The sequence below is a fragment of the Novosphingobium sp. G106 genome (genome assembly GCF_019075875.1).
Taxonomy (GTDB): domain Bacteria; phylum Pseudomonadota; class Alphaproteobacteria; order Sphingomonadales; family Sphingomonadaceae; genus Novosphingobium.
Window position 1 is genome coordinate 4,453,961 of sequence record NZ_JAHOOZ010000001.1, and the last position, 20,630, is coordinate 4,474,590.

At 67.2% G+C, this 20,630-nt stretch carries 15 protein-coding genes and 1 pseudogene; 7 read left to right on the forward strand and 9 right to left on the reverse strand.

Features of this window, described 5'->3' with window-relative positions; translation table 11 throughout:
• Nucleotide 1: 1 nt before the first annotated feature.
• The 6 genes from KRR38_RS21405 to galU form a co-directional block, all read right to left on the reverse strand.
• Nucleotides 2-4,087, reverse strand: coding sequence for an LVIVD repeat-containing protein (locus KRR38_RS21405; RefSeq protein ID WP_217405336.1), 4,086 nt, complete (start codon nt 4,085-4,087; stop codon nt 2-4).
• On the reverse strand, nt 4,087-6,075 hold the full coding sequence (locus KRR38_RS21410) for a hypothetical protein (RefSeq protein WP_375293429.1): 1,989 nt from the start codon (nt 6,073-6,075) through the stop codon (nt 4,087-4,089). The genes KRR38_RS21405 and KRR38_RS21410 overlap by 1 nt, the downstream gene beginning before the upstream one ends.
• Nucleotides 6,075-8,051 carry a heme-binding protein gene (locus tag KRR38_RS21415; protein WP_217405338.1) on the reverse strand — a complete coding sequence of 659 codons (1,977 nt, stop codon included), beginning with the start codon at nt 8,049-8,051 and terminating at the stop codon, nt 6,075-6,077. The genes KRR38_RS21410 and KRR38_RS21415 overlap by 1 nt, the downstream gene beginning before the upstream one ends.
• Nucleotides 8,051-8,731, reverse strand: coding sequence for a hypothetical protein (locus KRR38_RS37460; protein WP_309141109.1), 681 nt, complete (start codon nt 8,729-8,731; stop codon nt 8,051-8,053). The genes KRR38_RS21415 and KRR38_RS37460 overlap by 1 nt, the downstream gene beginning before the upstream one ends.
• A complete protein-coding gene (locus tag KRR38_RS37465) occupies nt 8,613-9,428 on the reverse strand; it encodes a multiheme c-type cytochrome (RefSeq protein WP_309141110.1) in 816 nt (271 codons plus the stop codon). Before KRR38_RS37465 ends, KRR38_RS37460 begins: the two co-directional genes overlap by 119 nt.
• A gap of 195 nt (nt 9,429-9,623) precedes the next feature.
• Nucleotides 9,624-10,529 (reverse strand): UTP--glucose-1-phosphate uridylyltransferase GalU, encoded by a 906-nt coding sequence (galU, locus tag KRR38_RS21425; protein WP_217405340.1) that lies wholly within the window; start codon nt 10,527-10,529, stop codon nt 9,624-9,626.
• Nucleotides 10,530-10,669: 140 nt separating this feature from the next.
• Here galU and murA point away from each other — a divergent pair, with 140 nt between their 5' ends.
• The 3 genes and pseudogenes from murA (at nt 10,670) to chrA (ending at nt 13,659) form a co-directional block, all read left to right on the forward strand.
• Complete coding sequence (gene murA / locus KRR38_RS21430; protein ID WP_217405342.1) at nt 10,670-11,953, forward strand: UDP-N-acetylglucosamine 1-carboxyvinyltransferase; 1,284 nt, start codon at nt 10,670-10,672, stop codon at nt 11,951-11,953.
• Nucleotides 11,954-12,012: 59 nt separating this feature from the next.
• Nucleotides 12,013-12,258: a hypothetical protein gene (locus KRR38_RS21435; RefSeq protein WP_217405344.1), complete on the forward strand. Its 246-nt coding sequence runs from the start codon at nt 12,013-12,015 to the stop codon at nt 12,256-12,258.
• A gap of 131 nt (nt 12,259-12,389) precedes the next feature.
• Nucleotides 12,390-13,659 (forward strand): annotated as a pseudogene (gene chrA / locus KRR38_RS21440) (chromate efflux transporter).
• Here the strand turns inward: chrA and KRR38_RS21445 are convergent.
• The 3 genes from KRR38_RS21445 to KRR38_RS21455 all read right to left on the reverse strand — a co-directional run bounded on the left by KRR38_RS21445 (nt 13,630) and on the right by KRR38_RS21455 (nt 15,663).
• A complete protein-coding gene (locus KRR38_RS21445; protein ID WP_217407393.1) occupies nt 13,630-13,839 on the reverse strand; it encodes a ribbon-helix-helix domain-containing protein in 210 nt (69 codons plus the stop codon). The pseudogene chrA and the gene KRR38_RS21445 sit on opposite strands and share 30 nt — an antisense overlap.
• A 210-nt stretch (nt 13,840-14,049) precedes the next feature.
• Nucleotides 14,050-14,772, reverse strand: coding sequence for an acetoacetyl-CoA reductase (phbB, locus tag KRR38_RS21450; protein WP_217405346.1), 723 nt, complete (start codon nt 14,770-14,772; stop codon nt 14,050-14,052).
• Nucleotides 14,773-14,913: 141 nt separating this feature from the next.
• Nucleotides 14,914-15,663 (reverse strand): hypothetical protein, encoded by a 750-nt coding sequence (locus KRR38_RS21455; protein WP_254514915.1) that lies wholly within the window; start codon nt 15,661-15,663, stop codon nt 14,914-14,916.
• A gap of 267 nt (nt 15,664-15,930) precedes the next feature.
• On the opposite strand from KRR38_RS21455, the gene KRR38_RS21460 reads away from it, so the two are divergent.
• Genes KRR38_RS21460 through holA form a run of 4 tightly spaced genes read left to right on the forward strand, consistent with a single transcriptional unit; the run spans nt 15,931 to nt 20,477 of the window.
• On the forward strand, nt 15,931-16,398 hold the full coding sequence (locus KRR38_RS21460) for a DUF3576 domain-containing protein (protein ID WP_217405348.1): 468 nt from the start codon (nt 15,931-15,933) through the stop codon (nt 16,396-16,398).
• A gap of 14 nt (nt 16,399-16,412) precedes the next feature.
• Nucleotides 16,413-18,938, forward strand: coding sequence for a leucine--tRNA ligase (gene leuS, locus KRR38_RS21465; RefSeq protein WP_217405351.1), 2,526 nt, complete (start codon nt 16,413-16,415; stop codon nt 18,936-18,938).
• On the forward strand, nt 18,935-19,441 hold the full coding sequence (gene lptE, locus KRR38_RS21470; RefSeq protein ID WP_375293430.1) for an LPS assembly lipoprotein LptE: 507 nt from the start codon (nt 18,935-18,937) through the stop codon (nt 19,439-19,441). Before leuS ends, lptE begins: the two co-directional genes overlap by 4 nt.
• Nucleotides 19,442-19,451: 10 nt before the next feature.
• A complete protein-coding gene (holA, locus tag KRR38_RS21475; RefSeq protein WP_217405353.1) occupies nt 19,452-20,477 on the forward strand; it encodes a DNA polymerase III subunit delta in 1,026 nt (341 codons plus the stop codon).
• Nucleotides 20,478-20,630 lie beyond the last annotated feature (153 nt).

Here is a 20,630-nt window from a genome sequence, read left to right on the forward strand (position 1 = left end):
CCTACTTCCTGTAGGCCGCCGGCACCCAGGCCGACATGTCGACCTCGTCGGAGACCTTGAACGGCACGCCGCGGCTGTTGAGGAACAGTCGCTCCATCTCGGACCGGGTGAAGGGGCGAGAACCGAGCCGGCCGAACACCGCCATCTGGCCGCCGGTCTCGTCGACCGCGCGGTCGCGGTCGAGCCCCTTGGACAGGGCCAGAGCGGGCGACGGCGTCTTGGCCCAGGCGATCAGCTCGGGCCGGGGCGCGGGCGAGAAGCCGTAGAAGTTAGGCTGGCTGGACGGCGAGGTCAGCTGGATGACCTTCAGGCCGTTCCGTCCGTCGGCGACATAGGCGAACAGCGAGGCATTGGTCGAACCGACGATGACGTCCTCAGCATCGCTGAGCTGTCCGTCGAAATTGGCCTTCATGTAGATCGTCGGCGCCAGCGGCTTGGTGACGTTGACGATGACGAGCCCGTCCTGCTTGGCCGCGACATAGGCATAGGTGCGCGCGAGGTAGATCCTGCGCGCATTGGCCAGGGGCACGGTGGCCGAGGGAATGTGCTGCGGCTTGGCCAACTGCGTCACATCGAACAGCTCGAGCCCGTTGGCCGTGGTCACCCAAAGATAGCGGAACTGCACGGCCGTGGCGCGCGGGTCGCTGAGCGGGACGACGCTGGTCACTTCGGGCGCCAGGCACGTGTCGTTCGCGGTGATCTCGCACGGCTTCTCGCGCGACCACGGCTTGGTCAAGTGGACGGTGACCAGCGCCTTGTCGGTGACGATGTAGGCAAAATCGCCGGCCAGGGTGATGTGGCGGGCGCCGGTCAGCACGCCGTCCGGATTGAACGTCAGCGCGCGGCGGATGTCGTTGTTGCGGAATTCGCCGTCGGCGAAGGTGTCAACGTTGACCGCGATCAGGCCTTCGGCGCTGTCGGTGACGAAGGCGTAGTTGTAGATCGGGCTGAACGGTTGTTCCTGGTTGATCCCGCGCAGCTCGGGAATGTTGCGCGTCGGCGCGATCGCCTGGTTAGTCGGCAGCGCCATGCAGGTCGCGTTGGTCGTGGCAACGTGGTTCTGCTGGCCGAGCGACGAGAACGGCGAGGAGACCACCGCGTCGGAGAAGCCCTTGTTGGCGACCGAGGCGATGTCATAGACCTTGAAGCCGCCGCTGCCCTCGGCGACGAACATGTATTCGCCGCGCATCTGCAGGCAACCGACGCGGTCGCGCGTGCCCTGGACGATGTTGCGGAAGTCCTCAAGCGGATGGGTCTCGCCCGAGGCCTTTCCGGCGAAGGTCTTGCCGCGAACCCAGTTCTTGAGCTCGCGGCCGTTCTGCTCGACGTGCATCTTGTAGTAGTCGGGATAGGCGTACTTCTGCAGGTAGGAGCCGATCACCGCCTGCGGCTCGTCCCACTCGGTGACGCGCACCGCCTCGAAGCCGCCTTCGAGGCCGGTCCAGGCGTTGAGCCCGACGAAGTTGACGAAATTGGTGCCGTTGAGCAGCAGCTGCGCCATGATCGCGTTGTTGTCGTCGGCCTTGCTCAGGTGGCAGTCGGTGCAGGTCTTGGTCTCGTTCAGCCGCACCGTGTGCGGGAAGTGCGGCGCGAAGGCCTGGCTCGAGAAGCCAATCGCGCTGATCGGTGGCTGCTGGATATAGATCCGCTCGCGGTTGAGATTGGTCGAGCTGAGCACGAGCGCCGAGGTCGAGCGGATCGGCGCCGTCTCGTTGCCCTTGGTCGTCATGTGCTTGCCGAGCTGGAACATCTCGTCGCGCGCGACCTGCGGGTTGTAGGTCGCGAAGTTGCGCGTCTCCTCACCCTCGTAGTGGTGCATCGCGGTTTTCCAGTTCGCCTCGATCGGCAGGTGGCAGCCGCCGCAGCTCGTGGTCCAGGAAAGGTGGCAGGTGAAGCAGGCGACCTCGCCTTCCTTGTGCGCGCGGCCCGCCAGCGGCACGCCGGGGCCGAAGCCGAACTTGCCGTCTTCCATGCCGCTCGCGCTCATCAACTTGGCGCGCGCCGACTTGGCATTGAAGTTCGGCGAGGAGGGATCGACCGCGTCCTTGACCAGGCTGACCTGCCAGGAGAGCCGCGGATCGACGATCGAGCGCTGGATCAGCGTGCGGCGGCCGAAGCTATCGGTGCTCCATTCGAAGCGGCGCTGGCCGTCGCCGTTGCGCAGCAGCGCGAGGTTGTTGCCCTTGGGCGGCGCAGCCGGGCCCGAGGTCAGCAAGGTCGGATATTCGTCGGCCGTGCCGTGGCAGTCCTTGCAGCCGATTTCGACCGCGTTGGCGACCTCGCCATAGATCAGCCCGTTGCCGTGGCTGTCCTGCGCGAAGTGGCAGTCGGCGCACTGCATCCCCTTCTCGGCGTGGATGTCCATCATGTGGACCGCCTTGCCCGGCTGGCTGCCGACGTCGGCGAACTTGGGCGCGCCGGCCTTGCGCCACTTCTCGGGATCGTTCGGATCGATGATGTGCGCCTTGTCCGTCCCGTAGGTCGCCATGTTGCCCTGAGCGTCGAGCAGGTTGCCCTCGCGGTCCCGCTTGAAGATGCCGCGGAAGTTCCAGCCGTGGCCGTGATAGTCGGCGAACTGCGTGTCCTTGAGCTCGGGATTGAGGTCATAGACGTTGCGCAGGAAATCGAGGTCGGCCCACTTGCCGCGCGGTGCGGCGCCTTCGGGATTGCGCTCGTTGATCTCGCGCACTTCCTTGGCGGTCGGGTACTTCTGCTGCTCGGGCCACATCTTCGGCGCGTCGCTCTCGTAGTCCCACATCGTGTAGCCGAGGAACGAGTTCAGGAAGATGTTGGGCTGGTGCATGTGGCAGTTCATGCACTGCGCGGTCGGGATCGCGCGGGTGAAGACATGCTGCAGCGGGTGACCGCTTTCCTTGACGCCGCCGGCTTCAGGGGTGGCGTGGTCATCGTGATGCTCGCCCTTCAGAGCGCCGTGCTGCGACGGTGCGGCCATCTTGTTGGCGATCGTCGGGTCCACGGTGATCGTCTGCCCGTCGCGGCCAAGCGAGGCGTAGATCGAGCTGTGCCGCGGCTCGCGGTCGTTGGCGTAGATCACGTGGCAGCTCGTGCAGCCCGAATGGCGATAGTCGCCCGGCTGGTCGTTGGTGCCCATGAACCAGGTGTAGGGATCGTTGAGGCGCGTCTTGTGGATGTTGAGCACCGGGATCGCCACGCGCAGGCCCGTGGCAGGGCCGCGGTTCGACTGCTTGAGGTCGGGCCGGCCCGGTTCTTCCAGGCGCTGAATGATGCCGTTGGGATTGGGCAGGCCGATCTCGGCGAACTGGCTCGACACGTTGCGCCCGCCGCGCTCGAACACGCGGAACACGTCGCCCGGCGGGATCACGTTCCAGCGCGGCAGCGGATAGAGCGCCGCCAGCACGCCGCGCGCCCTCTGCGCCTCGGTGATGGTTCCCGGCGGACTGCCCGGCGAGACGATCTTCGCGGGCTGGCCGTCCTTGGTATAGCCCTCGCCGAAGATGTAGTTTTTGAACGGAACGATGCCGTTGTTGTAGGCCGCGCCGCCGAACAGCATCGCGCCCGAGGCCATCAGTGAGCGCTCGGCCGCCTCGATCACCGGCATGTGGCAGGCCCCGCAGGATTCGCGCGCGACGCGGTAGTCGCCGGGATTGACGAAGCGGACGAACTCGGGCGCTTCCTTGTTGAGCAGGGTGTAGCTGCGCGGCGGATTGGCCGATGACGGATAGTGCCAGCTATGCGGATAGCGCGGCAGCACATGCGCCTTTTCCATCGCGCGCTGGTTGAAGGCGTCGTCGTAGCCGAGCTCGGGCTTGCCCCAGGCGGCCTTGGAAACTGCGTCGCCGCCGTGGCAGTCGGTGCAGCCCAATTGGACCGCGGTCGTGACGTGCATCGTCGGCGCGTCGGTCTTGACGTGGCACGAGAGGCAGCCGGCGGACTTCGCCTCGACATCGGCTACCGACTGCCGCGCCGGGGCGGGCTTGCCGCGGACCAACGAATAGTCGCGGGTCACGGGCTTTTCCGCGTCGTTCGCTAGCGTCCGCGCAGCGGGCACGAGCAGCGCGCCGACGACCAGCGCGAGGATCAGGAGGAGGGAGCGCAGCTGCCGCATCAGTAGGCCACGATGATGTTGGCGAGGATCGAATAGTAGTTCCTATTCCCGCCCGCGTTGTCGAAGAGGTCGCGGAAGCCCTTGCCGGGGAGCAGGGCAGCCGCCGAAAGCCGGAATACGATATTCTGCGTCGCCTTGGGCCGCCAGATCGCCGCCGTCGAAAGGTCCCAGCCGATCGTCTTGGGGATCGAGCCCTCGACACGCAGTGCCTGCAAGGTCGCGGTGTTCTGGAACCACAGGTGGTTGGCATTGCCCGAAAGCCGGAACTCGGGGGTCAGATCGAAATCCGCGCCTGCGCCCAGCAGCATGGTACCGGGATTGTTGAAGTTCGACTGGCCCTGTTCCTTCGACGAGCGCAGGTCGTTCAGGATGCCGTTGCGCCCGCTGATCGAGATGACGCGGCCGCCGCCGGCGAAGGGGATCGTCTGGCGGATCCAGTACGATGTGTCGGCGCCGGCGAAGATCGGGTTCTCGAAGATCGCGTCGAAGCCGGTTTCCTTGTTGTCGTAAGGCCTGCCGTCGCCGCTTGCATAGAGCCCCGAGAGGCGGAAGCGCATCCAGTCGTGGTCGTAGCTGATCTCGGCCGCACCGAAGAAGGCGCGGATGTCGGCGGGCTTGCCGGTGAAGAAGCTGTTCTTGTCCTTGCCGAGCGCGGCATAGGCCGAGGCGGTGAGATTGATCCGGCCGATATGCCCGTCGGCGTTGTAGCCCAGATAGAACACGTCGTAGTCGCGCCCGCGCAGGTTGCCGAGCAGTGCCGGGCGCACGGGGAAGCCGTTGTCGTCGATCTCAATGTCGCCGGCTTCGCGGTTGCGGTTGTAGACCAGCGTGATCTGGCTGGTCAGCGACGGGATCAGGAAGTCCTGGCGATAGGCGTTGGCGATGAAGACGAAATCGTCGCGCAGCTTCTCGGTCAGGTTGTTGAGGCCGCTGTTGGTGTCCTTCTCGATCCGCCAGAAGGCGGCGAGGTTGTACTGGAAGCGGTTGTTGTCGCGGTTGCCGAACAGGCGGATGCCGAGCTGGTTGTCGTTGAACAGGAAGCCGCGGAAATCGGCCTGGAACGGCTGGATGCCGACGCGGACTGAATCGAAGTCGTAGCGGTCCGAGACGTTGCGGATGTGATAGTCGATGAAGGCTTCCTGCAGGCCGACGAAATTGTCGTCGCGCTTGGTGCCTTTCGAGGGTTCGACGAACAGCACGCGCCGCTCGGGCACGGTGACGTGGCTGTAGTTGAACGCCACGGCGACGCGGTATTCGATCTCGGGCGGCTTGAACGCGGTCTGGCCCTTGATCAGCGAGGCGCTGGCGATGAAGCTCTGCGAGAAGACGAAGCTTGCGTCCTTGCCGAAGACGTCGAGGCTCTGCGGCCGCGCCGTGGTCTGGACGCCGACCGGGATCGGGAAGGTCCGCGGTTCGAGCACGCTGTCGCTGACGAGGCCGAGGTTGATGAACCAGTCGTCACCCTTGAGGAAGCCCGGCCGGCTCTCGCCCAGCGGGATGTCGCCCTTGAGCACGTTCTGATGATAGGGATTGGTCTTCGAGTGGCAGACCTCGCGCATCGCGTGGAACTGGGTGAACAGGGTCTGGTCGGCGCCTTTGGCCGGGCAGAGGCCGGTCAGGATGCGCCAGCGGTCGGGCACCGGCAGCTGGTCGGTCGGGAAGGCTTCGGGCGGCGGCGCACGGACGGCACCGGCGTTGTTCTGCACCGCTTCCTCGGGAAGCTTCTCGTTGTAGCCGGGGCGGCGGCGGCCATCGATGATGCCGCTGTCGACCTCGGCCGGTGCCGGCTCCTCACCGGGAGGCAGCATGACGGGGCGTTCGGGAGCAGGCGCCGCGCCGCCGAAGGTCGGATCGGGCACCTCACCGGGCACCGTTCGCTCGGGCGCGGACTTGGCCGTCTCCGGCTCTCCTCCGGGCGCAGCCGCTTCGCCGGCATCGACCGGAAACGGTGCGAGCAGCAAGGGCGCGAGGAGGAGCGGAACCGCCATCAGAGCCCCTGGCAGACGTTCTGGTCGGCGGTGTCGAGGAACGGCGCGAAGGGGCAGCCGACATAGCGCAGCCGGACCGTGCTGTTGTCGGCCAGGGTGACCACCACGGTGTCCGAGCGGATCGCCGCGGGGGCATTGTTCACCGTGCCGAGGACCTTGCCGGCATTGTTCAGCCCCAGGAAGCTGATCATGTCGTCCTGGTCGATGCCGTCGCCCGAAACGCCGATCGCGCCGATCAGCACATTCCCGCGGTAGATCGGCACCGCTCCGGGGAAGATCTGGATGCCGTTCTGCAAGCGGTTCTGCCCCGGCGCGGCGTCGGGGATCGAGGTGCAACGCTGCGGCGTATCGGTCGCGCTGGCGCCGGTCACGAATTGGAGGTGCTGGCCCAGATTGCCGAAGATCAGCGCCGATTGCAGCCCGGTCGAGAAGGGATTGAACTTGCCGATCGGGCGGCCGAACGGCCCGTTGGGCCGCCCGACTTCGCCATCGGGGAAATAGGGCCGCGAGATATTGCCGATGGCGCGGTCGGCGAAGGCGATCTTGCCGGTCAGCGCCGTGGGATCGTTGAAGAAGGTGCGTGCGGCCGGGACCATGCTGCGTACGTCGCTGCTGGGGTCGGCCAGCAGGTCCGAACCCGCATTGGCGTTCGAGAAGAACGAGACCGTCCGGGCCTTCTGCAGGCTCACGTCGATGCCGAAGATCGGCGCGTCGGGCGCGCGCACGATGCCCAGCACGACGCCGCGCGTGTCGACCAGCGAGACCGTGACCTGCGCGCGGCTGTCGAGCGGCTGGCGGATCTGCCCGCGCGCGCGCGACATGACGGTGAAGGCTTGCTCGAGGATCGTGCGGGCTTCCTGCGCGGTCAACGCGGTGCCGACATCGGCGGCGTCGGTGCCCGCACGGATCGGGTAGCGGTTGGCACCGGCGCCGTCTGACAGCACGAAGGCTTCGTTGTTGCTGAAATCGGCGGTCGTCGCGCGTCGGATGCCCGAGGCCTCGCTGCCATAGGGCGTACCCGCGAGGATCGCAGCGGTCGGATAGTAGCCGGTTATCGTGACCAGGCTGCCCAGCGCGGGCGCCGTCGCGGCGTAGGTCGCCGTGCTGACGTTGGTCAGCGCCGAATAGTCCGCGTCGCTGTAGCGCAACGCGCTTCCGTCCACGTTGATCTTGTTGGCGCGGATCAGTTCCTGCGCCTCGAAGCCGACCGTTCCGGCCAGCGCGATGCGTTCGTCGACGTCGCTGTCGACGTCGAGGGTATTGGCATCGAAGCCATAGACGCCGTCCGCCGAGACGCCGATGCCGCCGACGAGCACGCCGTTCTTGTAGAGTGGGAAGCCGCCGGGGTCGGCGGCGAGGCCGAACGGCGAGCGTTTGGGGCCGATGAAGGCGCTGGCGCCGCCGCCGATCCGCGCCGCCAGGTCGGAGCAGGGCAGCTGGCTGAACTGCACGCCGTAGAGCGGGCCGCTTTCGAGCCCCGCGGTCGTCGGGGCGGGCGGGAAGTGCTGCTGGACGATCTGGCTGGCCGTGCGCGTCGAGAAGGCGTTGCCGCCGCTCGACAGGTAGGCGCCGGTGATCGCCTTGGCGAGCGCGGCGCCCTCGGCGGGAATGTCGAGCCCCTGGACATCCTGCTTCGAGCCGTCGGGCGCTTCGGGAATATGCGCATTGGCCGGTGCGCCGGTCATGCGGAACGCGGCGAGGACGTTGCCGACGCGGTCGACCACGACGATCACCGCCGGCTTGCTGTCGGCCTTGGCCTGCGCTGCCGCCTGGGCGACGACCTTCTGGACATCGGCGACGGTCAGCGATTCCTGCGCGGGCGCGGTGAAATCCTGTGGCGGCGGGGTGGGACTCGGCGTCGGTGCCGGGCTGGGAGTTGGCGTTCCGCCGCCGCCGCTCGAATCGGTGCCGCTACCGCCGCAGGACGCGAGCAGCAGCGAGGCGATCGCGGTCATCGTGACGAGGCTGGAACGCATCAGCGCAGCGCCTCGATCGAGCGGGCGGCCTGGCCCAGCGCGGCGCGGAAGGCGGGCGGGTCGTAGCTGGTCGGGCTGGCGACCGCGGCATAGGCACGGTTGACCTGGGCGCGGATGCCGGCCGCGGCGCCGACAGTGATCCGGCCTTCGCGGACCAGCGCGTTGAGCAGGGTGTCGACACCCATTACCGCCTGTGCAGAGCCGGTATAGTCGGTGAAGCGCGGGCTGATCGCGCGGCCGGCGATCGCATCGATCACGGCGAAGGCGCTGTCGGGATTGGCGCCGCGCGCCGCCATGGCGCTCGACAGAGCCGAAGCCGCCGCGCGCAGCTTGCCGGCGGCGGCGACAGCCTGCGGTCGGCCCTGGCCCATCGCCGTGTGGAACTGGCGGCTCGCGGCATCGAATGCGCCGGCCTGGCCGGGTGCCAGCACCTGCGCCACGGCCGAGAGCATGATGATGTTCTCGTCGTTGTAGGGCGGCAGGCCGAAGGGCATCGGCCTGCCGGGATTGACTTCGAACTTGCGCGGGCGGTTCGGCTGGTCGTCGATGCCGCGGTGGCAGCTATGGCAATCGAAGAAGTAGAACTGCGGGAACAGGCCTTCGGTCGCGAGCTGCGGCTGGGCGAAAAGGCCGAGCGAGCGCTGGACTGCTTCGGCCTGGCCGACCGCCCAGAGCCGCACCGGAATCGCCGCCGCCCTTGCGCTGCCTGTAGTCGGCGTCCTCGTCCCAGTGGCGCTGCAGGTCGGAGAACAGGTCTAGCTCGAACGCGACGCGCGGATGGCCGGCGGCCATCATGCCGTGAGTGACGAACTGGCCGGGCTTGCCGCTGCCGAAATGGCAATCGAGGCAGACCGAGGCGCGCGCCTTGGGATTGTCCAGCGGGATCATGCCCTGGGCGATGTTGCTCACATGGGTGGCGGGCACGGCATAATGCGTCGAGAGCCAGCCCGATGCCGCGCCGTGGCACGATTCGCAGCCCACGCCATCGCTCAGCTGGAAGCGCGGGCCGCGCTCGCCGGGGCCGGCATTGGTTGCATGGCAGCCGAGGCAGGCCGAAGCGCTGTTGGCGTTGCCCAGGCCGAGCGAGGCGGCGATCTTCTGGCCGCGGGCCGAGCCGAGCGCGGCATAGGCGCGGCTGTGCGCGCCGCCTTTGCTCGAAGGCTCCTGCCAGTGCATGAGTTCGTCCTGGCGGACGACCTTGCCGTCACCCTCGCTGCGGCCGTGGCAGGTCGAGCCGGCGCAGCTGGCGACGCCCTGGTAGAGGCCGCCGGCGACCGCCATCGATCCGCCGGTCAGCAGCAGCGCCAGGACGATGAATAGGCGCGCCCAGACCAGCCGTCCGGTCCGCACCCCCTGTGCCGCTGCCGTCCTCATCATTCCCTTGCCCCCGCCTCGGTGCTCGGACGCTAAGCTATTTCTTGGCTGCTGCGAAGCCCCCATGCCCGCTTACCGACATGATCGGCCGCAGGCTGGCGATAGCCTTATGTACCTTGCCCAAGGCCGACTTTTTCGCCGAGCGCGGGCTTTCGTCAAGCAATTCTGCCGCGCCCGCGCAGTTCCGGGCGGCCGGTATCAGGCGAGCAGGCGCTTCGCCATGGCGCGCACGGCCTCGCCGATGTCGGGGCGTTCCAGCGCCAGCGCCAGCGTCGCCTCGACGAAGCCAACCTTTGAGCCGCAGTCGAAGCGCCGGCCGTTGAAGGTGACCGCGTGGAACGGCTGATGGCCGATCATCTTGGCCATGGCGTCGGTCAGCTGGATCTCGCCGCCCGCACCCTTTTCCTGGTTTTCGAGCGTGCGCATGACGTCGGCCTGAAGGATGTAACGGCCAGAGATGATGAGATTCGACGGCGCGTCCTCGGCCTTGGGCTTTTCGACCAGGCCGTTGACCTCGGTCAGCGTGCCGCCGAACCCGTCGAGCTTGTTGCCCGGCGCGATCACGCCATAGCTCGAGACCTTCTCGTGCGGCACTTCGAGCACCGAGATCAGATTGCCGCCGACCTCGTTGTAGGCTTGCATCATCTGTTTCATGCAGCCCCCTGTCCCGTCATTATGGCCGATCATCAGTTCATCGGGCAGGATGATGGCGAAGGGCTCGTCGCCGACGATCGCCCGCGCGCACCAGATGGCGTGGCCGAGGCCCAGCGGCACTTGCTGGCGCACGGCGACAAGGTTGCCGGGCTGGATGCGCGTTGGTTCCAGCGCGTCGAGCGCCTTGTCACGCTCGCGCAGCGTCGCCTCGAGCTCGAAGGCGTGGTCGAAATGCTCGACCATTGCAGTCTTGCCGCGGCCAGTGACGAAGATCATCTGCTCGATCCCCGCCTCGCGCGCTTCGTCGACGGCGTACTGGATCAGCGGCCGGTCGATGATCGGCAGCATCTCCTTGGGAATCGCCTTGGTGGCGGGGAGGAATCGGGTGCCGAGACCGGCGACGGGGAAAACGGCCTTGCGGACGGGTTTGCGAAGCGAATGGTCGGTCATGTCGGCGCGGACATAGCCCAATCGCAATTACAGTGCAGTTACATTCGGGCTCGCAGCACCGTAAAAAGGATGCGGCTCCCCTGCCATTCTATCCACCGCGGCGCGTTTGCGGCCTGCCGGTTTCGCGCTAAAGCGGCCGGATGGACAAAATCATCATCCGCGGCGGCAATCGCCTTCAGGGCACGCTGCCCGTCTCCGGCGCCAAGAACGCCGCGCTCACCCTGCTGCCCTGCGCGTTGCTTACCGACGAGCCGCTGACCCTGCGCAACCTGCCGCGGCTGGCCGACATCGACGGCTTCCAGCACCTGATGAACCAGTTCGGCGTCTCGACCACGATCGCCGGTTCGCGGCCCGAGGATTTCGGCCGGGTGATGACCTTGCAGGCGACGCGGATGACCAGTTCGGTCGCGCCTTACGAGCTCGTTCGCAAGATGCGCGCCTCGATCCTCGTGCTCGGGCCGATGCTGGCGCGGATGGGCGAGGCGACGGTCTCGCTGCCCGGCGGCTGCGCCATCGGCAACCGGCCGATCGACCTGCACCTTAAGGTGCTCGAAGCGCTGGGCGCAACGATCGAGCTGGCGTCGGGCTATGTCCGCGCGATTGCCCCCGACGGCGGCCTGCCGGGTGGGCGCTACTCGTTTCCCGTGGTTTCGGTCGGTGCGACCGAGAACGCGCTGATGGCCGCGGCCACGGCGCGAGGCAAATCGACGCTGCACAACGCTGCGCGCGAGCCTGAGATCGTCGACCTGTGCCAGCTGCTCGTCGACATGGGCGCCGAGATCGAGGGCATCGGCACTTCGGACCTTATCGTCCACGGCGTGCCGCGGCTCCACGGCGCGACCTACCGGGTGATGTCAGACCGAATCGAAGCCGGCTCCTATGCCTGCGCCGCGGCGATCACCGGCGGCGAGGTGCTGCTAACCAATGCCGTGATCGAGGAGATGGAGGCGACCGTCCAGGCGCTGCGCGATGCCGGCGTCCATGTCGAGCCCAAGGACGGAGGCATCCATGTCGCGGCCGACGGCCCTCTGCGGGCCGTGACGTTGTCGACCGCGCCCTATCCGGGCTTTGCGACCGACATGCAGGCGCAGCTCATGGCGCTGCTCTGCCGTGCCGAGGGTGCTTCGGTGCTGACCGAGACGATCTTCGAGAACCGTTACATGCACGTGCCCGAGCTCAACCGCATGGGCGCGCATATCGAGACCAAGGGACGTACCGCGATCGTCCACGGCGTACCCAAGCTGACCGGCGCCGAAGTCATGGCGACCGACCTGCGCGCCTCGATGAGCCTGGTCATCGCCGGCCTTGCCGCCGAGGGCGAAACCAACGTCCACCGGCTCTATCACCTCGATCGCGGCTACGAGCGGCTCGAGGAGAAGCTCGCGCTGTTGGGCGCCGACGTGGAGCGGGTCGGCGACGATTGACGTGAACCTTCGGCGCCTTCGCGTGTTATTCTGGCGAACCGTCTAGGAGACTCGGGCTCATGGCTCTCTTCAAACTCGCCTTTGCTACTGCCGCCGCTTACGGCTTATATCGCTACATGACTCGCGACCAGAAAGTGCAGCGCGCCGCTTTCGCCGATGGCGAAGCAAGCGGCGGCCCGGTCGAAGTGCGCAACGCCGGACCCGAGGGGATGCGCAGCGATCCGCCGCAGTGGGACAAGGTCGACGAAGCCAGCGACGAGAGCTTCCCGGCCAGCGATCCGCCGGCGATTCCGCGCGCGAGCTGACCCTCTTGCCATCGCTCCCCGCGCCGGCCTAGAAGGCGGGCGCGGGGCAAGGCAACCTCCCGTTCCAGGCGTTCCCGCCCAAGCGTTGCGGCTTTGATCGCGCGGCATTCGTACCGTGCGCGGGAACGGGCATGGCTGCGGCAAAACCTTCATTTTCAGAACTCCTGCGCGTTTTCGCTCAAATCGGCTTTCTAAGCTTCGGCGGACCGGCCGGTCAGATCGCCTTGATGCAGCACGAGCTCGTCGACCGGCGCAGCTGGGTCGATCAGGGTGCGTTCCTGCGCGCGCTCAACCTCTGTCACCTGCTGCCCGGCCCCGAAGCGCAGCAGCTCGCGACCTGGATCGGCTGGCGTCTGCATGGTCTGCGCGGCGGGCTCGCGGCGGGGCTGCTGTTCGTTCTGCCCGGTGCGGCGGTCATGTTCGGGCTGTCGCTGCTCTATGCGCTGGCGACGGGGCTCGGCTGGTTCGCGGCGCTGTTCCTCGGGATCAAGGCGGCGGTGCTGGCGATCGTCGCGCAGGCGCTGATCCGCATCGGCAAGCGCGCGCTGGGCACGCCTTTCAAGGTGGGCCTGGCCGTGCTCTCGTTCCTCGCTCTGGCGCTGGTTCAGGCGCCGTTCCCGCTGGTGGTCCTCGTCGCCGCGCTGATCGGAGCCGCCGCGGGAGCGGTTCGACCCGACTGGCTGGGCGCGCACGTACACGTCGCCGAACGAGGCGCTCTGCCGAGCAAGCGCCGGCTCGTGGCCGGGACGATCGTCACGGTTGCCGTCTGGCTGGCGATCTGGGCCGCGCCGATGGGGCTGATCCTCGCGACCTTGGGCAAGGGGCATGTCCTCTGGCAGATCGGCGCCTTCTTCTCGCAGCTTGCCGTGGTGACTTTCGGCGGCGCCTATGCCGTGCTGTCCTACATGGCGCAGGCCGCGGTCGAGCAGTACCACTGGCTGGCACCGGGCGAGATGGCCGACGGGCTGGGCCTGGCCGAGACGACGCCGGGGCCGCTGATCATGGTGACGCAGTTTGTCGGTTTCCTCGCCGCCTGGCGCGCGCCCGCGCCGTTCACGCCGCTGACCGCCGGGTTTCTCGGCGCCCTGCTTTCTCTGGATATTCGCCTTCGCGCCCTGGATGGAGCGGCTCGAGCGCGCCAAGGCGCTTCAGGCCGCCCTGGCCGCGATTACCGCGGCGATCGTCGGCGTCGTCGCCCATCTTGCCGCCTGGTTCGCGGTGCACGTGCTGTTCCTGCGGCCCGAGGCCGAGATATTCGGCCTGCCCGACGTGACCAGCCTCGACTGGCGGGCTGCGGCGATCGGCCTCGCCGCGGCGCTGTTGCTGTTTCGCTGGAAGCGTGGGGTTATGGAAGTGCTCGCCGTCGCCGCGCTAGCCGGCCTGGTTCTCGGGCAGCTCTAGCCGCGCCGCCAGCCACAGCCGGATCGCGCTGGCGAGGCCGGGCGGGGTTTCCGCGGCGATGCGCTCAGCGTCGATCCGCGCGACGAGCGCGTTGATCGGCACGCCTTCGGTCTGCGCGGCGTGCTTGAGCAGGTTCCAGAACAGCGGCTCGAGGCTGATCGAGGTCTTGTGACCGGCGATCTCGACCGAGCGTTTGACCGGGGGTGGTAGGGTGTGGTCACACCCTCTGCTAGCGCACTGAGCGGCGACGGCAAAGCCGCCGCCTTGACGTCAGACGGGATCGGAAGGCCTGATGGTCGCCGCCCCGCTGGCCGAGCCGGACCGTGCCTGCGGCACCGGCGAATAGGTTGCGTTCGCCGTGCGAACGCCGGCGCTATTCGCCTCGGCCCGTCAGTACATATGCTGCCCACCATTGATCGACATCGTCGACCCGGTGATGAAACCCGCCTCGTCCGAAGCGAGGAAGGCCACGCCGCGCGCGATCTCTTCGGCCTGGCCGAGGCGGCCGACGGGGATCTTGGCGACGATCTTCTCGAGCACAGGTGCGGGCACCGCGGCGACCATGTCGGTGTCGATGTAGCCCGGCGCGATCGCGTTGACCGTCACGCCGAACTTGGCGCCTTCCTGCGCCAGGGCCTTGGTGAAGCCGTGGATGCCCGATTTGGCGGCCGCATAGTTGACCTGACCGTACTGCCCGGCCTGGCCGTTGATCGAGCCGATGTTGACGATCCGGCCCCAGCCGCGCTCGCGCATTCCAGGGAACGTGGCCTTGGCCATGTTGAAGCAGCCGCCGAGGTTGATGCGCATGACGTCGTTCCAGTCGTCGAAGCTCATCTTGTGGAGCACGCCGTCGCGGGTGACGCCGGCATTGTTCACCACCACGTCGATCGGGCCGAAGCGCGCCTCGATGTCGACGCAGTTGTGGAAGGTGGTTTCGTGATCGCCCACGTCCCAGCGCACCGCCGGGATGCCGGTGCGATCGGTGAAGGCCTTGGCCTTTTCGGTGTTGCCGGCATAGTTCGCGACGACGGTCAGGCCCTGCTCTCGAAGCGCGAGCGATATCGCCTCGCCGATACCACGCGTTCCACCCGTCACGACAGCCACTCGCGCCATATCCTGCCCCTTTCGATTCAGCCTTGTAAGCCTAGGAAAACTGCGCCTTTTCGCGACCGATAGCAATCGTGTTGAAGGGCGCCGCAGCACCATTCGAGCGAAATTTTGACTGTGCGATGACTTCGCGCGCGGAGAGTGCGGTCAGAAGCGGAACTGGGTGCCGACGTAGACGGCCTGATTGTCCTGCTTGCCGTCTGTCAGTGGGTGCAGCCGCTCACGATCCTGCTGCGAATAGCGCACGCCTGCGGTGACGTTGAGGTTGCGCGTCAGGCGATAGCTGCCGCCGACATCGACCTGATCCTCGCCGTCGCCGGCGAAAGTTCGTGGCGCACGGCCGGCGGCCTGCTTCTCGTCGACGACGATGCGCGGGCTGAGCCGGGCCGGATCGCCGGCCGACTGGCTGCTGGCCGCCAGATTGTACTTGTTGAGGTCGGGCAGGTCGAGTTTGCGGGCATCCTGGGGCGGGACCAGGTTCTGGGCGAAATTGTGATAGCCGCGCGAGACGCCGAGGCTGAACGCGGTCGGCGCGATGCGCAGCGGCTGGGAGTCGGCAATGTCGGTGACGCGGATGCCGCGGACCGAGATCATCTGCGGCGTGCCCGAATCGACGCGCACCGCGACCGTGACCGAGCGGTCAGGCCGGTTCGGCGTGCCCGCCGGGGTGAACGGATAGAGCGGACCCTTGGCCAGCGAACGGATCGGGATGGCGCGCGCGAGGCGCGGTGTGGTCGCGGCGGAATCGATCGCCTGCATCGATCCGGCGGGCGACGAAGCTTTGGTAGGCTCGAAATTGGTGGCGAAAGCGAGCACGGCGCTGGGCAGCGCCAGCAGCGACACGGCGCCGGCGAGCCATAGACCGGCAGGCATGCCGTTCTTGGATCCGCTGGCCATGAAAACTCCCCTTACCGTAATTCGATTGCCCACGCGCCGGATTCGCCGGCCGCTAAAGAAGGTGCCGGAGACTCGCGCAGCTTACCTTAACACAAGCTGATTTTTCTGGACAGGATTGCTTTGTTCAGGAGGCGTTTAGCCGTCCACGCCCATGCGCCACTTGCCGCGCGGCCAGCGGCGGTTATAGAGGCTGCAGCGGCGGCGGCGATGCCGCCTTCCGCTATGGCCAGTACTTTGGCCTCTCTATCTAGGGATTTGGGAACGACGATGGCTGGCAGCACTGACACCGGTCTTTTTTCTTCGCGCACGTTGGCCCGCGCCGGCGTGGTCGGACTGATGGCGCTCGCCCTGGCGGGCTGCGGCCACAAGAAGGAAGGACTGCGGCAGGATATCGCCGCGTCGAAAATCACGACGATCGGCGTGAATTCCTACCTCTGGCGCGCGAGCCTCGACGCGCTGTCGTTCATGCCGCTGCTGCAGACCGATAGCAACGGCGGCGTCATCGTCACGGACTGGTACGCCAACCCGCAGAACCCGGGCGAGCGCGTCAAGGTCACCGTCACGATCCTCGACCAGGACTTGCGCGCCGATGCGCTGCGCGTCGCGGCGAGCCGGCAGGTTGCGCAGGGCGGTGGCTGGGTTGATGCGCCGGTCCAGGCGGCGACCGTGCAGAAGCTCGAGGACATCATCCTCACCAAGGCCCGCGACCTGCGCCGGAACGCCATTGGCGGCTGAGGTTTTAATTTGAGATGACCGAGCGTTTCGACCCGGCCGCGGCCGACCTCCGCTGGCAGCGCATCTGGGACGAGAAGCAGAGCTTCCGCGCCGACGACGCCAGCGCCAAGCCGCGCAGCTACGTGCTGGAGATGTTCCCCTATCCTTCGGGGCGCATCCACATCGGCCACGTCCGCAACTATACGATGGGCGACGTGCTCGCCCGCTACAAGCGGATGCAGGGCTTCGAAGTGCTGCACCCGATGGGCTGGGACGCCTTCGGCATGCCGGCGGAGAACGCCGCCATGGAAAAGGGTGTCCACCCCGGCGGCTGGACGCGCGAGAACATCGCCAACATGAAGGCGCAGCTCAAGCGCCTGGGCTTTGCGCTCGACTGGAGCCGTGAACTGGCGACCTGCGAGCCCGAATATTACGGTCACGAACAGGCGTTGTTCCTCGATCTCTATGCGGCGGGCCTCGTCTACCGCAAGGAATCGGCGGTCAACTGGGACCCGGTCGACATGACCGTGCTTGCCAACGAGCAGGTGATCGACGGGCGCGGCTGGCGCTCGGGCGCGCTGGTCGAGAAGCGCAAGCTCAGCCAGTGGTTCCTTAAGATCACCCAGTTCGCCGACGAACTGATCGAGGGTCTCGATAGCCTCGAGAACTGGCCCGAGAAGGTTCGCCTGATGCAGGAGAATTGGATCGGCAAGTCGCAAGGCCTGCGCTGCACCTTCCGCTTCGTCGACAGTGCCGACGGCATCGAGGTCTACACGACCCGGCCCGACACGCTGTTCGGCGCGAGCTTCGTGGCGATCGCGGCGGACCACCCGCTGGCCCAGCGCCTCGCCGCCAATGCGCCCGAGCTCGCCGCTTTCATCGAGGAATGCAAGCGCGGCGGCACCACCGCGGCCGAGCTGGAGACGGCCGAGAAGCTGGGCTTCAACACCGGCCTGTCGGTCGAGCACCCGCTCAAGAAGTCCTGGCATCTGCCCGTCTATGTCGCGAATTTCGTGCTGATGGACTACGGCACGGGCGCGGTCTTCGGCTGCCCGGCGCATGACCAGCGCGACCTCGACTTCGCGCGCAAGTACGAGCTGCCCGTGACGCGCGTCGTGGCCGAAGGCGACGAGACCGGGAGCACTTTCCACGGCAACGAGGCCTATACCGGCCCGGGCCGCATCGTGAATTCCGAATGGCTCGACGGCATGAGCGTCGACGAGGCCAAGGCTGCGGTCATCGCCAAGGCGCAGCACGATCACTGGGGCCAGGGCGAGACGCAGTACCGTCTGCGCGACTGGGGCGTCTCTCGCCAGCGCTACTGGGGCACGCCGATCCCCTTCATCCACTGCGGCACTTGCGGCATCGTTCCTGTGCCCAAGGAGCAGCTGCCGGTCGTGCTGCCCGAGGACGTCGATTTCAAGACGCCGGGCAACCCGCTGCTGCGCCACCCGACTTGGAAAGACGTCGCCTGCCCGCAGTGCAACGAGCCGGCGAGCCGCGAGACCGACACGCTCGACACCTTCGTCGACAGCTCGTGGTATTTCCTGCGCTTCGCCAGCCAGCCGGCCGACCGTCCGTTCGATCCCGAGGCGATCAAGCGCTGGCTGCCGGTCGAGCAGTACATCGGCGGCATCGAGCATGCGATCCTGCACCTGCTCTATGCGCGCTTCTGGACGCGCGCGCTCAAGCACATCGGCCTGATCGACATCGCCGAGCCTTTCGCCAGCCTGTTCACCCAGGGCATGGTTACGCACGAGACCTATTCGCGTGTCGATCCGGGCAACGGCCAGCCGGTGTTCTTCTCGCCCGCCGAGGTCGATCGCGGCGGTGAAAGCGCGACTTTGATTGCCGATGGCGCGCCGGTCGAGATCGGCCGTGTCATCAAGATGTCGAAGTCGAAGAAGAACGTAGTCGATCCCGACGAGATCGTTGCGACTTACGGCGCCGACGCGATCCGCTGGTTCATGCTGTCCGACAGCCCGCCCGAGCGCGACCTGCCCTGGTCCGAAGCCGGCATCGAGGGCTGCGGTCGTTTCGTCCAGCGCCTCTGGCGCCTGTTCGCTCAGTACGATGCCTCGGCGCAGGGCGAGGACAAGGCTCTGGACCGCAAGCGAGACCAGACCGTCGCGGCGACAGCCGAGGACATCGAAGCGCTGTCGTTCAACAAGGCCGTCGCGCGGATCTATGAGCTGACTTCGGCAATCGAGAAGGCCGCGCCGTCGGCCAGCCGGTCGCAGGCGATCAAGACCGTGCTGCTGCTCGTCGCGCCGATGATGCCACATCTGGCCGAGGAGGCCTGGGCTTCTATCGGCGAGGGCCTGGTCGCCGAAGCCGCCTGGCCGCCGGTCGATCCGGCACTGCTGGTTGAGGACGAGGTGACCGTTGCGGTCCAGGTCAAGGGCAAGCTGCGCGACACGCTGACCGTCGCCAAGGGCACCCCGCGCGAGGAACTGGAGGCGCTTGCCCTGGCCAGCGACAAGGTCCAGCGTGCGCTCGACGGGGCGGAAGTGAAGAAAGTTATCGTCGTGCCCGACCGTCTGGTAAATCTCGTCGCGTGAAGAAACTCGCCGCCCTGCTGCTCGCCGTCGCGCTGCCAATGGCTTTGGGCGGATGCGGGCTTCAGCCGCTCTATGCGGGCGGCGGCAAGGGTGCGGTAGCGCAGGGTCTCGCCACGATCGACGTCTCGCCGATCGAAGGCAAGGCCGGCTGGCTGGTGCGCAATGCCCTGGTCGACCGGCTCGGCGCGGCCGATGGCAAGAACGGCGCGGCGCGCTATCGGCTCGACATCCGGCTCGACGACAAGCTCGAAGGCCTGGCGCTGCTGTCCGACGATACGATCGGCCGCGAACGCCGCACCTTGCGCGCGCGCTATCAGCTCGTCGATCTCAACAACGGCCAGATCGTGCTCGACGCCAGCGACGGTTCGGACGCGGGCATCGACGTGGTCTCTTCCGAATATGCGGTGATCGCCGCCGAGAACACCGCGCTCGAGAACCTCTCGAAGGACATCGCCGACCGCATCGTGACCAAGGTCGCGGTGCAGCTCCGCAAGAGCCAGTGATGGCGGGGGTGTGAAGGCGACCCAGCGCGACTTTGCCGGCATGGCGGCGCGCGCGTCCGGGGCGGCGAAGGTCTTCTTCTTCTGCGGCCCCGACGAGGCCGGCGCGCACGATGCCGCGCAGAAGATCCTGTCGCTGTTGCCGGATCCCGGCGAGCGGGTCGAGCTGTCGGGTGGCGATCTCAAGCGCGATCCGGTCAAGCTCGGCGACGAGGCCCGCTCCAACTCGCTGTTCGGCGACACCCGGCACATCCTGATCCGCGCTCAGGGCGACGAGGTCTATGACGCAGTCGAAGTGCTGCTGTCGGGAGAGGTCGAGCCCTGTCCGGTGCTGATCGTCGCGGTCGGCGCCACTGACAAGTCGCGCACGGCCAAGCTGCTGGCCGACAGGCCCGATGCGCTCGTCGCGATGTTCCATCCGCCCGATCTCAAGTCGGTCGCGGCTTCGGTGCGCGCGATGGCGGACGCGGCGGGCCTGCGCATCGGCGGTGACCTGGCCGAGCGGATCGCCCGCGCCGCTGGTCTCGACACCCGGCTGGCGCGGTCCGAGGTGACCAAGCTCGCGCTCTATCTCGACGCCAGCGCCGAAAGCCCGCGGAGTGCCGATGCCGCCGCGCTCGACGCGATCGGCGCGAAGACCGAGGAGGATGGTTTCGGCGCGCTGGTCAATGCCGTGCTGGGCGGGGAAAAGGCGAAGATTCCTGGCGAACTCAAGCGTATCCGCGAACTTGGGCTCAATCCGGTGGGCCTGCTGCTGGCGATCGAGCGGCGTGCCGCGCAACTCGCCGCACTCGCCGCCAAGCTCGGGCCGAAGGGCGATGTCACTGCGCTGCTCAAGGCCGAAGTCGCGGCGCGGCGCGTGTTCTGGAAGGACGAGCGCGAGCTCGGTGCGCAGCTGCGGCAATGGCGCGGTCGCAAGCTCGAGCGGTTGGTCGACAAGCTGGTCGGCATGCACCGCAGCCTGCTGACGAACAGTCAGGACGCCGATCTGCTGCTGTCGCAGGGCCTCGCCGAGATCGCCCGCGCCGCTGCCGGATGACAACGCTCACCGCGATATTCACTGAAATCCTTCATGATTCATCGCAGTGAAAGGCCCAATGCTTGATGCTAGGCGTTGAACAGGGCAAAATCAGGGACGAACAGTGGCCGCCGGCGATTGCGCGGCCACAGCTTCCAACCCGAAATGGCTGTA